Genomic DNA, 14,913 nt, shown 5'->3' on the forward strand with positions numbered 1-14,913 from the left:
GCTCAGCCGCCCAGCGCGGCCTGGAGCCTGCGGTTCCAGTCCGCGTCGCTGATGAGCGCCGGGCCGTCCCAGAGCCCGCGGGCATCCGGCCCCAGGTGGAAGTTGGGCTCGAACAGCTGCCAGACGAGCACCTGCGGCGGCTGCTTGCGGAAGCCTTCCGATTCCAGGTATTCCATCAGGACGGACCAGAACCCCACGTCGCCCGGCTTCCAGTTCACCGAGACGCGCCGGTCGAGCAGGTTCGAGAGCTTCTGGGCGAAGCCGAAGTACGGCTGCACCATGCTGTTGCCCGTCACATGCACCGGCGCCGGAATGTCGGCCAGCAGGCTGTCGGCTTCCACCGCGCGGCGCACGGTGAAGGTCTCCCGCCCGACGGCCTTGCGCTGCTCCGGCGAGAGGAAGCGGTCCGCCAGGTCGCCGTAGCGGCGTTCGTTGGACAGGCTGCCCAGCGGCAAGCCCGTGCCCGGATCGCCGGCCAGCTTCGGCACCAGGCTGCGGATCAGGTCGGCGGTGGCCTGGGCCGTGGCGTCCGCCGCGGGCTGGGCCCAGTGCTGGTCGGTACGGTAATAGACGGGCTGGCCCGCCGCGCGCAGCGCGCGCAGGGGTGTTTCATCGTCGAAAGTGGGGATGTCCGCGGCGCGCATTTTCTCGACGATGCGCGCATAGCGGGTGCGCATTTCGGGCACGAGGGCCATGCCGTCGGGCAGCTTGTCCTCGTAGATCACCATCTTGTCGGGAAGCACGGGCGCAACCAGCAGGATGCCTTTCGCCGCCAGCCTGCGCCGCACGTCGGCCACCCGCGCGACCGTGGCATCGATGCCGGCCCAGTCCGGCGTGGCGGCATTGCCCCAGCCTGCGAAAAGGTAGTTGTCCTTGCCCGTCACGGCCAGCGTCGCCGTCTGCTGCTGGGCTGCGACGGGCAGCGCGAGCGCCAGCGGCCAGGCCAGCAGGGAGCGCCGGCGCAGGGATCGGCCCATGGCACGCACCGGGAAAGCGGACGGGATCGTCGTCATGGAGAAGGTCTCAGTAGGAATAGGACAGGTTCATGAACACGCCGCGCGCGCGGCTCGCGTCGCCGCCGCCGAGGTTGGCGCGGTACTGCAGGCTCCAGTCGATGTGGGAGCGCTGGGCGGTATAGCGGTCGCCCGCGAGCCAGTAGCGGAAATTCACGCCGGGGCCGGCCGACACCGACCAGGAGCGGCCGTTGCCCGCCAGGTCGAAGGAGCCGAAGCCCGCCACCGGAACACCGGAGGCACGGTTGCGGTTGGAATACCAGTCCGCGGCCACGCTGAGGTGCGGGAAGATGACCAGGCGGTCGCTGTAGGGCGTGAGGAAGCTGCGGCCGGCGCGCACCTCCCCGGCGACGAAGCCCTGCCCCCGCTTGAGGCGGCCTTCGCCGGCGGCCAGGACATCGCCCGAGGTGTTGCGCACGGCGTAGCGCACGGGCGTGTCCAGCAGGGTGTAGCCGGCCTGCAGGTAGCCTTCCATCGTGAACCAGTCGCTCGCATCCAGGCGCAGGCCCGTGCCGTCGTAGAAGCCGTAGAGCATGTAGGCCTGCCAGCCGCCGGAGCCCCGGCCTGACTCGTAGTTGACGGCGCTGGCCTGGTTGTTCAGCTGGCAGCGCACGTCGTCCGCCGCGGGGTTGAGCGCTCCGCTGCGTGACGCACGGCCCAGCAGGAACTGCCGCTCGATACCGAAGGTGAGGTTGGTGGAGGCCGAAGGAGTCAGCCGCGCGCCGATCGCCCCCGTGGTGGACGGCAGGCCCGACACGCCGCGCGAGCGGGTCTCGGCGACATCGATCGTGCCACCGCAGGGATTGCTTACCACCTGGGCCCCGGTCACGTCCGTGCCGCTGCGCAGCGTATTCGACACCCGGCCATAGACGTCGAAGGTGGTGTTGCTCGAATTGAGGAACTGCGGCGGCCTCCAGTACACCTCGGTGGTGGAGAAGACCGAATCGCCGGGCACCGACACCGGCTGCCCGACCAGGGCATTGGATGCCGAACGGGCGCCGCGGTAGCCCACCGAAGCGTTCACGCCCCATTCGCGCGAGAAATTGCCTACGGCGCTGCGGGTGTCGAACCGCTGCTGGGCATCCAGCGGCAGCTTGCCGGCATCCGCGTCGTCGATGGCCTGCCGCAGCATGGCGGCGGCCGCGGGCCGGTTGCCGGTGGCAGCGGTGGCGTAGGCCTCGTCCAGCACGTTGGTGGCCGGGGCCTCGCCGGTGCTGCGCGCGGCCACGAAATCCTGCAGCGCCAGCTGCGGCCGGTCTTCGGCGAGGTACAGGTACGCGCGCTGCCGCAGCAGCGTGGCGTCCGCAGGGGTGGACTGCAGGGCGGCATCCAGGCGCTGCAGCGCCTCCTGGCGCTCTGCGCGGTCGCCCGCGGCCAGCGCGATGGTCAGCAGGTTCTGGTTGGCCGCGTTGGCCGGCTGTTCCGCCACGGCCTTGCGCGCGAGCACGATGGCGTCCGCATAGCGTTTCTGCCCGTAGGCCGCATAGGCGCGCGCGGCGGGATTGTCGGTGCCCGGCGCGTCCCAGGGCTGCAGTTCGCAGGTGGTGCCGTAAGGCGTTTCGCGGCACATCTGCAGCGGCGCATAGGCCGTGACGTCGCCCGGCACGGCCGACCGGCCCCAGCGCGTGGCCTCCGCGGCACGTGAGCGCCGGGCGGCTGCCTGCGCATCGTCCGCGGGCAGCGGATCCAGTAGCGCGAGCGCCTGCGCGGGCCGCCCCGCAGCCAGGGCGAGGTCCGCACCGATCAGCCGCGTATCGCGGCGCTGCGCATCGTCGATCCAGTCGTGCCCGAGCACCGCCTGGATGTCTTCCTGGGCGGCATCGGAGCGCCCCAGTTGCTGGCGCAGGTAGGCCCGCAGCAGCTGCACGGCGGTGTTCTCCTCGTCCACCTGCAGCGCCGCGGTGGCGGCCTGCTCCGCCCCTGCGATGTCCTGGGTGCTCTGCAGGATGCCGATGAGCAGCATCTGGTGGCTGGGCACGTCCGGGGCCAGCCGGACGGCCTCCCGGGCATCTGCCACGCCCTCGAGCGGCTTGTTCCGGGCGATGGCGTCGTAGGCCTTCTGCGCGTGCTGGTTGGCGATGGCCTGACGCGCGAGCCGCACGCGGGCCTCGATGTCGCCCCGGTTCGGCGCGCCCAGCGCCATGGCTTCGGCCCCGGCGCGGATGGCGTCCTCGTAGCGCTGCCCGTCCTGCAGTGCATCCAGCCAGAGCAGCACCCAGGGCCCCTGGCTCGGGTCCAGCCGCACGGCGGCCTCGGCGGTGCGCGCAGCCTGGGCGTAGTCGCCCCGGTTGTATTGTTCGTAAGCCTGCGTGGCGACCGGAAAACCGCGCCGGTACGCTTCCGTTGTGGCTACCCCCTGCGCCGCGGGCTGGGGCCGCAGGTTGGCCACGGCCGCTTCCAGCTCGGGGCTGGACGCCCCGCGGGCCACCGCCTGCTCCGCGGCGCGCAGCGCATCCTCGTTGCGGCCCAGCTTCTGCAGTGCATAAACGCGCAGCAACTGCAGCCGCGCGACGTCCGGGCGCAACTGCAGCGCCGCATCGGCGCGCTGCAGGGCGCGCTCGTAGCGGCCGCGTGCATAGGCCCGGTAGCCTTCGTTGGCCAGGCGCCAGGCCCGGCCGCGCAGCACCGGACCCCGCGCGGACTTGCGCTTGCGCAGCGCGGGACGCGGCTCCGCCGGGGAACCTGCACCGGCGCGCACCGAGGACGGGCGCTCTGCCCTCCCCGGCGCTTGCTGGGTGGAATCCTGCGGTGCAGCAGGCAGGAAAACCGGCGGCGGCCGGTTCGACACGGCATAGAGGCGGGCCGGCCACCACGGCAGCGGCGGCGGCATGTCCACGACGATGTCGGCCTTGCCGGGGCGCGGAGCCTCGGCGTCCGCCTCCCGGTCCGCCGGCCCGCGTCCGGCGCCCGGATCGCCGTGCAGCGCCAGTTCCATCAGCATGCGCCGCGCCATGGCGTCGCGCGGATCCAGCAGCGTGTGGGCCGCGTGGACCACCGGCTCCGTCGGCAGGTCGGGCAGATGGGACGGGCGCGGCAGGCTGAGGCTGTAGCTCATGGCAAGCCGCAGCGGCGGATCGTCCTGGCTTTCGTCCACCTTCGCGGCATGCTGCAGGCCGGCCGTGGCCATGGCGGGCGCGACGGGCCACAGGGCGGCCAGGGAAACCGCCAGGATCGTGCGGTGGCTCAGTCGGTTCATGCGGTTCGGGCCTGCGGGGAAGCGTGGGAAAACTCTGCGGCATGGGCCGACTCTTCGCGCTGGAAGGAAATCGCCTCTTCCAGCGTGCCCTCGTCGAGCCAGCCGTTCTCCAGCAGGATGGTGCCCAGCGGCCGGCCGGAGGCGCTTTGCAATTGCAGTGCCTGGTCGAGGTGCGCCTCGTCGATCGCGCGCCAGGACAGCAGCACTTCGCCCAGGCGCCGGCGGCGCTGCACCAGCTGGTCCGCCGAGGGGAAATCGTGCATGGTCTTGTCCCAGACCAGCCGGGTGCCGAACAGCTTGTTGGACAGGAAGAGCTTCCAGGCCCGCGCCGCCGCCATGGCGTTGATGCAGTTGCCCACGATCATGCGCGGCACCGACAGCAGCCCGTGCTCCCAGCCGTACATGCTGGTCACGAAATAGGCGCGCTGCACCACCCGGAGCATCAGGGCGAAGGCGTTGAGGCCCATCACCGTCATGAGCCATCCGCCGGGCGAGAACACCGAGGGGTAATAGACCGTCCACCAGCCCAGCGCGTCGGCGATGAAGAACAGCAGGAAGTTGAACATCAGCAGGTAGCCGAGCATGGCCATGAAGGACGTGACCAGCCCCTTGCGGTCGCGGAAGAGCAGGTATTTGGTCGCCAGCGATCCGCTCCAGCCCACCTGTTCCCAGCCCTGCAGGCCGATGCCCAGCGTCCAGCGCGCCTTCTGCCGGTAGGCCGTGCGGAAGGTGTCGGGGAAGAATTCGCGCACGCCCAGGGGCATCTGGATCGTGCCGGTCTTCTCGCGCCCCAGGCCGAACCAGCCCACGCGGCGCGTGACGTAATCCACGTTGAACTTGCCGAAGATCTGCTTCATCCCCATGCGGCTCAGGCGCGTGCCGATGTCGTAGTCCTCGGTCAGGCTGTCCACGTTGAAAGGCTGGTTGTCCATGGTGCGCGACAGCTCGTGCAGCGCCCGGTGCGAGAAGCACGTGCCCACCCCGGCGGACGGCACCATGCTCGACATGCTCTCGCGCACCACGAGGTCCTTGCTGTGCCACTCCGCGAATTCGTCCATGTAGGTGCCGGCGACGATTTCGAACCAGCTGCGCTCCAGCGAGGTGACCGGCAGCTGGATGAAATCCATGCGCGGCAGCAGGTAGTTGTAGTACTTGAGCTCCAAGGGGTGGAGCACGTCTTCGCTGTCGTGCAGCACGACGCCCGCGAAAGGTGCGGGCATGTGCTTTTCATGGCGGAAGAGCGCCTGCACGATCCAGTTGAGGCAGTCGGCCTTGCAGGTCGGCCCGTCGTGCGGCACCTCCACGCGCACCAGCTGGCGGTAGCGGCGGCGCATGCGTTCCACCTCCGCGATGGTGCGGGCATCGTTGCGGTAGGTGCCGACGAAGATCGTGTAGTCCTTGTATTCCAGCGTGGACACCATGTTGCTCAGCATGGGCGCGATCACGTCGTACTCCAGCCAGGCGGGCACCATGATGGCCATCGGCTGCTCGGGCCGGTCGCGCAGCTCCTGCGCGGTGAGGCGCTTGTACCGGCGCCGCACCATCACGCTGCGGTAGGCCTGCCGCGTCCAGTACCACACGTCGATGAACAGGTCATCGATGCTCGACAGCAGGATGACCACGCTCACCACCGCCGTGAGGATCTCCAGGCAGCGGTAGTAATCCGCGAAGAAATAAGGCCAGTACAGCGACATGCCGGCTCGGTCCGTTCAGCAGGCGGCCTTAGGACGACCTGCGCTGCTCCGCGCGGCGGCGTGCACGGTAGGCGGCCACGAGCACCAGCAGCACCACCAGCAGCAGGATGCTCAGCAGCGGCACGCCCCACGACAGGTAGCGGCGCCATTCGTAGAAGGCGCTCTCCCCCGCGCCCGGCGGCAGGCTGGCCGACGGGTTGCTGCTGTCCACCCAGCTCACCGGGCCGTCCGCACCGATGAGCGCGATATCGCCGCGATTGAGCACGAAGGCCTTTTGCACCGCCGCCGTCTGCTCGCCCAGCGGCTGCCAGACCAGGCCATGCTGCCCGTTCGAGCGGCTGACCTCCACCGCGGAGAGGCGGGCCAGTCCGTCCACGTCCAGCCAGGGTGCGTTGCGCCCGTTGATGCGCAGGTGCGCGTCCTGGATCTGCACTTTGGGCTCCGTTCCCTGCACCGGCACCTGCAGCGCGAGGAAGGGCCGGCCGGGCGCGAAGGGCTTGCCCTGCTCCACCACCGCGAACTCCGCGCGCAACGGCGTCACACCCGCCGCGACGGCGATGCGGATGAGGCGCGCCAGGGACTGCGGAGCGTCCGCCAGGTACGAGGCCGGCACGGCGACCACCGGCGTGCCCGACATCAGGGGCAGCAGGCCGACGAAGGTGCCGTCGGGCTCGGAGTCGCCGGCACGCACGTAGCTCGTGGGCAGCACGTTGACCGGGAAACCCTGCGGGGTCTCGTTGCAATCGTTGGAATACGGCTGGCGCTGCACGGACACGCGCACCACGTTGCTCAGGCCCAGGGCATAGCCCGGCACGCGCGCATCGAGCCGCTCGGGCCGGCCGTCGGCCTCCAGGCGCTTGGCCGAGAGCAGCACGTTGTTCCAGAACACCGAGGCCACCGGCCGCGTGGACGAGGCCCCGGGCGCCGCGGCGATATCGATCACCAGGTCGGACGGCATGCGTCCGTTCACGGCGACCGCCGCGAGCGGCAGCGAGGCCGTCCAGTCGCCACGGGACACGACGTCGAAGCTGGCGTCGCTGCCGAAGCCCGCGAGGCGAATGACCGTGCGGTCCTCCGCGTCGGGAGCGTCAGCACGGGCCACCGTGGCCTGGCGCGTCACCAGGATGTTGCGCCACACCTCCGCGAAAACGCCGGCCGCCTGCGCGCCTGCATCCTCTGCCACTGCGATCACCGGGCGCGCGCCCAGCGTCGCCAGCCGGATCTGGTGGGAAGCCAGCCCGCCGGGGGCCGCCACGGTTTGCAGGTTGCGCCAGGCGGTGAAGGCGCGCGCGCCGTCGGCGTCGCCCGCCAGCTGCGTGCCCAGCGCGTCCAGCGCCTTGCCGATCTGCTGCTGCAGTGCGCCATCGGCCACCGCGATGTCGCCGGTGGCGGACACAGCGCCGAGCACGACCAGGGCACCGATCTCCGCATCGTCCTTGAGTACGTAGCGGGCATTGCCGGTGGCCAGTCCTGCGAACGCGGGCAGGGAGGCCAGTCCGGAAGGCACCTGCCAGCCGGTGGTGTCCACCGTGTCGCCCGGCACGGGGAAGGCCTTCACCACCACGCGGCGATTGGCCTGCTCCAGTGCCGCACCGATGCGCCATGCGGTGTCGTAGGATGCCTTGGAGAGGTTGCGCGAGGCCACCAGCAGCGTGGGCCGTGCGGGCAGCGTCACCCAGGCATCGGCCAGGCTGGTGAGCGCCCCGCTGCTGAAGCGGTAGTTGAATCGCGTCTCGGCCGCGACCGACAGCACGTTGCCCGTGGCCCGCTCCACCTCGCAGATGCGGTGCGCCACGTTGTTGAGCCAGTTCACCCCCAGGCGCAGAAACCCGTTGGTGCGCACGCTGGTGTCCACCTTGAGCACCTGGCTGGCGTCGCCCTCGGGCGATTCGATGCGCCGCGAGAACACCGGCCGGCCGTTGACGGACAGCAGCATCGACGTGCGGCCCTCTTCCGCCTTGTAGTAGCGGCCGTTGAAATCGATGCTCGCTTCCGCGAGGGGGAGCGTGCGCGGCACGGGCAGGAAAAATTCCTGCTTCGCATCGAAGCCGTTGAGCAGCACCGCATCGGTGAAGCCCAGGTCGGACAGCGCGAAGCTGCGCGTGACCCAGGTATCGCCCTGCAGGCGCTGCAGCGCATCGCCCGCGGGGCTCGCCATCGCGAGGAGCGGGACACTCAGACCCATCATGCAGATCAGTCTGGAAGCGCGCGGCAGGCGCAGGGGGCTGGGGACCATGGAAATGCTCCGGAATGACACGGGAAAGTGGGAAAGGAAGGGGCCGGGGGCCAGCTCAGGGCGCGAACTCGTCGAACGGGCGCCCGCACAGCGCATCGACGATGCGGCGGCATGCCTGCCCGTCGCCGTAGGGATTGCCGCGCCAGCCGAATTCCGCGTGGAACGCGGCGTCGTCCAGCAGCCGGCTGGCTTCCTGCAGGATGCGCTCGCGCGAGGTGCCCACCAGGCGCACCGTGCCGGCGGCCACGGCCTCGGGGCGCTCGGTGACGTCGCGCATCACCAGCACGGGCTTGCCCAGGTAAGGCGCCTCTTCCTGCACGCCGCCCGAATCGGTCAGGATCAGGTGGGCGCGGCGCATGAACCAGACGAAATCCAGGTAGTCGAGCGGCGGGATGAGGTGCACGGAGGACAGTCCCGAGAGCGTCTCCGTCACCACGTCGCGGACGTTCGGGTTCAGGTGCACGGGATAGACGATCTGCACGTCGCTGCGGCCCGCGAGTTCCGCCAGCGCGGAGCAGATGCTGCGGAATCCGCTGCCGAAGTTCTCCCGGCGGTGGCCGGTGACCAGCACCAGCCTGCGGCCCGGGTCGAGCCATCCGTAGCGGCCGGCCATGGCCGCGTCGATGGCGGGGTCGGCATCGAAGCGCGCGACGGTGGCGGCCAGCGCGTCGATCACCGTGTTGCCGGTGACCCATGCCCGGCCCGGCGCCTGTTCGCGCAACAGCGCATCGCGGGCGGCAGGCGTCGGAGCGAACAGCCAGGTGGACATGGAATCCACCACGCGCCGGTTCATCTCTTCGGGGAAAGGCGACTGCAGGTCGCCGCTGCGCAGCCCGGCTTCCACATGGCCGATCGGTATGCGGCGGTGGAAGGCTGCCATGGCGCAGGCTGCCGCGGTGGTGGTATCGCCATGGACCAGCACGCAATCGGGACGCACCGAGGCGAGCACGTCGTCCACGCTGCCCACGAGCCGGGCGAACAGACCGTTGAGGCTCTGGTCCGGGCGCATCACGTCGAGGTCATGGTCTGCCTGCAGCCCGAACAGCGACATGACCTGGGCCAGCATTTCCCGGTGCTGCCCCGTGACGCACACGGTGTTCTGCAGCCGCGCCTCCTGGCGCAGCGCAGCCACCAGGGGCGCCATCTTGATGGCCTCGGGCCGGGTACCGAAAATCGACAGGACGTGCATTCGAGGTGTCAGCAGAAATGCCGGTACGGGCCGTTCCGCGGCTTTCGCGGCGGCGCCCGCACAGGCAGGAAACTGGAGGCAAGGCGCGTTGTGCGCCCCGGGCGGGACCGATCTGCGTCGTCTGACCCTCGATGCGGCGATGTTAGCAAATGTCTCCGCAGGCCAAACGGATTCTCAATAGATTTAATGCTTCCGATAGTCAAAATTGTTGGCCGGACGCGACTGTGCGCCATTCCGCGGCAACACGGTTAAATTGGCTGCCGGTTCCACCCGGCGCCCATGCCGCCGCCCATGACTTCCATGACCGCATCCGATTTCCACTCTCCCGGCGTGCTCCGGCTCCGCCAGGATCTCGCGCTGGCCCTGCGCGCCGCGGCCCGCCATGGCCTCGGCGAAGGCGTCTGCAACCATTTCAGCGTGGAACTGCCTGACGGCTCCGGCCGCTTCCTGCTCAACCCCCGGGGCCTGATGTGGAGCGAGGTGTTCGAGGACGACATCGTGCTCGTGGACACCCAGGGTGCAGTACTCGCCGGAAGGCACGCGGTCGAGCCGACGGCGATGTTCATCCACGCTGCCCTGCACCAGCTGGGCCGGCATGCCTGCGTGCTGCACACGCACATGCCCTTCGCAACGGCCCTGGCGCTGACCGAGTGCGGCGGCCTGGACACCACGCTGTCGCAGAACGCGATGCGCTTCCACGGCCGCGTGGCAATCGACCGGCACTACAACGGGCTGGCCCTGGATGCGTCCGAGGGCCGGCGCATCGCGGCGGCCATGGGCGGCTGCGACGTCGGCTTCCTCGGCAACCACGGCGTGGTGGTGTGTGGCGCACGCATCGACCATGCCTACGACGACCTCTACTACCTGGAGCGCGCCTGCCAGGCCGAGGTGCTCGCCCGCTCCACGGGCAGCCCGCTGCGCCCGGTCGCGCCGTCGCTGGCGGCCGAGGTGGCGCGGCAGGCGCTGGGCGAGCGGCTGCAGTCGGAGCTTTTCTTCGAGGCCCTGCGGCGGACGCTGCCCGCGGCTGCGCTGCCGAAGTCCTGAGACACCGCGATCCGGAACCCCAGCCATGTCCCTGCGCGCCGCCTCGCCCGCCCTGGCCGCCGCCGTGCTGTTCGGAGCCAGCACCCCTTTCGCGAAGCTGCTGGCCGGCGATGTGCCGCCCCTGCTCCTGGCCGGACTGCTCTACCTCGGCAGCGGGCTCGGGCTGGGTGCGCTGTTGCTGGCGCGGCGGACCATGGGCAGGCAGGCCCGCCCTGCTTCGGGCGATACGGCGGGAATCTCCCGCGGGGATCTGCCCTGGCTGGCCGGGGCCGTTGTCTTCGGCGGGATGCTGGGCCCCGCCTTGCTCATGGGAGGACTGGCCGGCACCTCGGGCGCTGCGGCATCGCTCCTGCTCAACCTCGAAGGGGTGTTCACCGCCCTGCTGGCATGGATCGTCTTCCGGGAGAACGCCGAGCACCGCGTCGTGCTGGGAATGGCCGCGATGGTGCTGGGCGGCGTGCTGCTGTCCTGGGCACCGGGAAGCTCCTCGTCGTTGTTCCATGCCCTTCTCATCGTGGCCGCATGCCTGTGTTGGGGCGTGGATAACAACCTGACCCGCCAGGTGTCCTCGGGCGATGCCATGGCGATCGCCTGCTCCAAGGGCCTGTTCGCCGGCGCCTGCAATACGGCTCTGGCACTGTCCCTGGGAGCGCAATGGCCGTCGTGGGCGTCCGTGTCCGCCTGCCTGGCCGTCGGCCTGCTCGGCTACGGACTCAGCCTCACCCTGTTCGTGGTCGCCCTGAGGACCCTCGGCACCGCGCGGACAGGCGCCTATTTCTCGACCGGGCCCTTCTTCGGAGTGCTGCTGTCGCTGGCCGTGTGGCCGGAAGTCCCTCCTGCGCTCTTCTGGCCCGCGGCCCTGCTCATGGCTGCCGGCGTGTGGCTGCACCTCGGCGAACGGCACGAGCATGAGCACACGCACGAGCTCCTGGAGCATGCGCACAGGCACGTGCACGATGAGCACCACCGGCACGACCACGGTCCGGAATGGGACGGGACCGAGCCCCATGTCCATGCCCATCGCCACGAGGCGATGACGCACCGGCATCCCCACTACCCGGACATCCACCATCGCCACGTGCATTGAACACGCCGCGGTGGCCCTTTTTCATTCGCAGCGAACCGGCCAGTCCAGCTGCCGGCCGCTCTCGAACCGGCGCTCCCGGCCCGTGACTGGATCGGTGAAGGCGATCGCCCGCGCCAGCAACTGCAACGGCCGCGAGAAATCGCCCTCCGGCGGATCGTTCACCTCCGGATAGAAGGCGTCGCCCCGCAGCGGCAGGCCCAGGGCCGCCATGTGGACCCGCAGCTGGTGGCGCCGCCCCGTCACCGGGGACAGGCGGTAGCGGGCCCATGCGCCGTCCACGTCCAGCACCTCCATGCGTGTGAGGCTGTTGGCCTCTCCTGGTACCTCGTGCATGCGGAAGAACTGCGGGCTTTCCTCGATCCGGCTGGACCGCTCCCGGGGGAACGCCACGTCCACCCGCCAGGGTGCGACGGCCTCGTAGGTCTTGTCCACCGCCCGGTCGCGGAACAGCGCCTGGTAGCGGCCCCGCGTGGCGCGCTGCACCGAGAAAAGCACCAGGCCCGCCGTATCGCGGTCGATCCGGTGCACGGGCGAGAGACCGTCCAGGCCCAGGCGGCGCTTGAGCCGCACCAGCAGCGTGTGCTGCAGGTAGCGCCCGGTGGGCACCACGGGCAGGAAGTGCGGCTTGTCGGCCACCACCAGGTGCTCGTCCTGGTAGAGCACCGTTTCCTCGAACGGGATGACCGCCTCGCTCGCCAGCTCCCGGTAGTAATAGATACGCAGGCCCGGAACGAACGGGCGGCCGTGGGTGACCGGGCACGCATGCTCGTCCATGACCTCGCCGCGCTCCATGCGCTGCAGCCATTCCGTCCGGTCGACCACGGGCAGGCGTTCGGCCAGGAAGTCGATCAGCAGGCCGCCGCCCTGGCTGGGCGTGACCACGCAACTGGGGCCGACGCCGTCTCGCACCGGCAGAACGCGTGGATCGTGGGAGTTGTGCATGGGCGCGCATTCTAGGCAGGCACCGCCTTGCGCCATCGCCGTGTAGGACAGGGGCGCGTGGCACATGGGATGCCTGCCGTCGCCGGCGCGGCCCGGCGCACACTAGGATCGGACGCAGGCTTTCGCCGTCCCGATCCACGCTCCGCCTCCATCCCATGCGCCCTTCCATCCCGCTCCCCTCCCACCGTTTCCGCGCGGCACGCCGGCAGCGCGGGCGCGCCCTGAACTGGCTGCTGGGCCTGCTGGCCACCCTGGTCGCCCTGGCGCTGATCGCCCTCGTGGTCCTGCTCACCTTCGACTGGAACCGCGCCCGCCCCTGGATCAACGAGCGCGTGAGCGCGGCGACCGGGCGGCATTTCGCGATCGAGGGCGACCTCACGGCCCGCTGGCACTGGCCGCAGCCGGCGGACATGGAGACCGGCTGGCGGCGCTGGGTGCCCGGCCTGACTGTGCAGGCGGAGCGCATGGTGCTGGGCAACCGTGCGGACTTCGGGCGCTACGGCGCAGTAGGCATGGATGCGGGCAATGCCGACGCCCGGGTGGTGGAACGCCGCGCTTCTGCGGCTTCCGCGACCGCTCCGGCCTCCGGAGTGCCGGCCTCGCCCGCATCGGCGCCGGCCTCGGCAGCCAGCGCTCCCGAGGCCGCCGGGGCTGCCGGGGCTTCCGGGTCCGGGCCCGTGCCGCCCTCCATGGCCACGGTGGGCCGAGCCACGGCCTCTCTCAAGCTGCTGCCCCTGCTGGTGCGGCACGTGTCCATCGGCACCCTGTCGATCCAGACGCCCGACGTGGCACTCGCGCGGCGTGCCGACGGCAGCAACAACTGGACGTTCGACCGCCCCGCTCCCGACGGCAGCGCCAGCCCCAACCCCTGGACGGTGAACGTGGCCCGGCTGGTGGTCAACGATGGCCGGCTGGCGCTGTCGGATGCCCGGAAGGACCTGGCCTTCGTCGCGCACCTGGCGACCCAAAGCCAGCCCGGCCCCTACGGCGTGCGCTTCGACGTGCGCGGGCGCTATGCCAAGGCGCGCATCGAAGGCAGCGGCCAGGCGGGCAACGTGCTGTCGCTGCGGCAGCAGGACGTGCAGTACCCCCTGCAGTTCAAGGCACGGGCCGGCACGGTGCGGGCCGAGGTGGAGGGCACGCTGGCCAATCCGCTGGCGCTCGCGGGCATGGACCTGCAGGTGCTGCTGCAGGCCGAGAGCATGGCCGACCTGTATCCGCTCACCGGCCTCGTGCTGCCGAACACGCCGCCCTTCCGCACCAAAGGCCACCTGGTCGGCAGTCTGGAGCCGGGCCGCGCGGTGTGGGATTACCGGGACTTCACCGGCATGGTGGGCCAGAGCGACCTGCGGGGCCAGCTCACCTACACCTCCGGCCAGCCGCGCCCGCGCCTCAAGGGCGAGATGGCGTCGCGGCAGCTGCGCCTGGCCGACCTGGGGCCCGTGGTCGGCGCGCCGTCCGGCGAGCGGCCACAGGAGAAAGGCACGTCGAAGCGCGCCGGCAAGGTGCTGCCCGACGCCTCCTTCGCCACCGACCGGTGGAACGCCATGGACCTGGACCTCACGTTCAAGGGCGAGCGCATCGTGCGCGACGAAAGCCTGCCCATCGAGAACCTGGACGTGCATGCCCGCATGGACAACGCGCAGCTCACGCTCTCGCCCCTGCGCTTCGGCGTGGCGCAGGGCAAGATCGATTCCAGCGTGGTGCTCGACGGCCGCGACGGCCCGCTCAAGGCCCAGCTGCGCGGCAGCGTGGACGGGCTGCGCCTGTCGGCCCTTTTCCCCAAGGTCGAGCTGATGGAAAAAAGCTTCGGCCGGCTCGACGGTGCCATGGCGGTGAATGGCACGGGCAACTCGATCGCGAAAATGCTGGGCACCAGCAATGGCGAGGCGCGCGTCTATATCCGCGATGGCCGCTTCAGCAAGCAGATGCTCGACCTGGCGGCGCTCAACGTCGGCAGTGTCGTGGTGGCCAAGCTCTTCGGCGAGAACAAGGAAGTGCAGCTGCGCTGCGCCGTGGCGGATTTCGGCATCAAGGATGGCATCGCGCAGACCCGCTCGGTCAAGCTCAACACCGAAGAGGCCGTGGTCGAAGCCATGGGCACGCTCGACCTGGGCCGCGAGTACATGGACATCTACATCAAGCCCGAGTCGCTGAAGTGGAAGTTCTTCTCGCTGCGCACGCCGCTCTACGTGCGCGGCCCCTTCGCGGACCCGAAGGTCGGCGTGGAAGCCGGCCCGCTGCTGCTGCGCGCGGGCGCCGCCATCGCCGCAGCAGCCGTGGCCCCGGTGGCGCTGGCCCTGGTGCCGGTCACCGTGCCGGCCGCGGAGGACGACGAGAACTGCGCCACCCTGCTGGCCCATGCCGACCGCAACGTGCAGGCCGGCAAGGCCGGGGCAGCGCCCAAGCCCGCGGCTTCGGCCCCCGCCCGGACTGCGGCGTCGGCAGCGCGCTGAGCACGCTCCCGCCCGGCTCGCCGGGACGTGAAAGCAAGGGGACGCGGCGGGCCGGG

At 70.5% G+C, this 14,913-nt stretch carries 9 protein-coding genes; 3 read left to right on the forward strand and 6 right to left on the reverse strand.

Going from position 1 to position 14,913, the window contains the following annotated elements; all coding sequences use genetic code 11:
- Positions 1-2: 2 nt before the first annotated feature.
- Genes ACAV_RS12435 through wecB form a run of 5 tightly spaced genes read right to left on the reverse strand, consistent with a single transcriptional unit; the run spans position 3 to position 9,328 of the window.
- Complete coding sequence (locus ACAV_RS12435) at positions 3-1,013, reverse strand: alginate O-acetyltransferase AlgX-related protein (RefSeq protein WP_013594927.1); 1,011 nt, start codon at positions 1,011-1,013, stop codon at positions 3-5.
- Positions 1,014-1,023: 10 nt separating this feature from the next.
- Complete coding sequence (locus ACAV_RS12440; RefSeq protein WP_013594928.1) at positions 1,024-4,209, reverse strand: NfrA family protein; 3,186 nt, start codon at positions 4,207-4,209, stop codon at positions 1,024-1,026.
- Positions 4,206-5,903 carry a glycosyl transferase family protein gene (locus ACAV_RS12445; RefSeq protein ID WP_013594929.1) on the reverse strand — a complete coding sequence of 566 codons (1,698 nt, stop codon included), beginning with the start codon at positions 5,901-5,903 and terminating at the stop codon, positions 4,206-4,208. Before ACAV_RS12445 ends, ACAV_RS12440 begins: the two co-directional genes overlap by 4 nt.
- Before the next feature lie 28 nt (positions 5,904-5,931).
- Positions 5,932-8,139 carry a hypothetical protein gene (locus tag ACAV_RS12450; protein WP_013594930.1) on the reverse strand — a complete coding sequence of 736 codons (2,208 nt, stop codon included), beginning with the start codon at positions 8,137-8,139 and terminating at the stop codon, positions 5,932-5,934.
- Positions 8,140-8,194: 55 nt separating this feature from the next.
- Positions 8,195-9,328 (reverse strand): non-hydrolyzing UDP-N-acetylglucosamine 2-epimerase, encoded by a 1,134-nt coding sequence (gene wecB / locus ACAV_RS12455; RefSeq protein ID WP_013594931.1) that lies wholly within the window; start codon positions 9,326-9,328, stop codon positions 8,195-8,197.
- Between the two features lie 300 nt (positions 9,329-9,628).
- Between wecB and ACAV_RS12460 the strand changes: the two genes are divergently transcribed.
- Together ACAV_RS12460 and ACAV_RS12465 are read left to right on the forward strand one after the other, a co-directional pair.
- On the forward strand, positions 9,629-10,372 hold the full coding sequence (locus ACAV_RS12460; protein WP_013594932.1) for an aldolase: 744 nt from the start codon (positions 9,629-9,631) through the stop codon (positions 10,370-10,372).
- Positions 10,373-10,397: 25 nt separating this feature from the next.
- Entirely contained in the window at positions 10,398-11,459 is a 1,062-nt protein-coding gene (locus tag ACAV_RS12465) for a DMT family transporter (protein WP_013594933.1), read from the forward strand.
- 21 nt (positions 11,460-11,480) lie between these two features.
- Here ACAV_RS12465 and ACAV_RS12470 read toward each other — a convergent pair whose 3' ends face one another.
- A complete protein-coding gene (locus tag ACAV_RS12470) occupies positions 11,481-12,401 on the reverse strand; it encodes a pseudouridine synthase (protein WP_041829196.1) in 921 nt (306 codons plus the stop codon).
- A 155-nt stretch (positions 12,402-12,556) separates the two neighbouring features.
- Between ACAV_RS12470 and ACAV_RS12475 the strand changes: the two genes are divergently transcribed.
- The gene (locus ACAV_RS12475) at positions 12,557-14,857 is read left to right on the forward strand and encodes an AsmA family protein (protein WP_013594935.1); all 2,301 of its coding nucleotides are present in this window, start codon (positions 12,557-12,559) and stop codon (positions 14,855-14,857) included.
- The last annotated feature ends 56 nt before the right edge of the window (positions 14,858-14,913 follow it).

This window comes from Paracidovorax avenae ATCC 19860 (assembly GCF_000176855.2).
GTDB classification, from domain to species: Bacteria; Pseudomonadota; Gammaproteobacteria; order Burkholderiales; family Burkholderiaceae_C; genus Paracidovorax; species Paracidovorax avenae.

Bases quoted from the DNA above. Each gene is read 5' to 3' on its own strand.
- ACAV_RS12460 (WP_013594932.1), top strand. From the start codon at position 9,629: ATGACCGCATCCGATTTCCACTCTCCCGGCGTGCTCCGGCTCCGCCAG.
- ACAV_RS12440 (WP_013594928.1), bottom strand. From the start codon at position 4,209: ATGAACCGACTGAGCCACCGCACGATCCTGGCGGTTTCCCTGGCCGCC.
- ACAV_RS12475 (WP_013594935.1), top strand. From the start codon at position 12,557: ATGCGCCCTTCCATCCCGCTCCCCTCCCACCGTTTCCGCGCGGCACGC.
- ACAV_RS12450 (WP_013594930.1), bottom strand. From the start codon at position 8,139: ATGGTCCCCAGCCCCCTGCGCCTGCCGCGCGCTTCCAGACTGATCTGC.
- ACAV_RS12465 (WP_013594933.1), top strand. From the start codon at position 10,398: ATGTCCCTGCGCGCCGCCTCGCCCGCCCTGGCCGCCGCCGTGCTGTTC.
- ACAV_RS12445 (WP_013594929.1), bottom strand. From the start codon at position 5,903: ATGTCGCTGTACTGGCCTTATTTCTTCGCGGATTACTACCGCTGCCTG.
- ACAV_RS12435 (WP_013594927.1), bottom strand. From the start codon at position 1,013: ATGACGACGATCCCGTCCGCTTTCCCGGTGCGTGCCATGGGCCGATCC.
- ACAV_RS12470 (WP_041829196.1), bottom strand. From the start codon at position 12,401: ATGCACAACTCCCACGATCCACGCGTTCTGCCGGTGCGAGACGGCGTC.
- wecB (WP_013594931.1), bottom strand. From the start codon at position 9,328: ATGCACGTCCTGTCGATTTTCGGTACCCGGCCCGAGGCCATCAAGATG.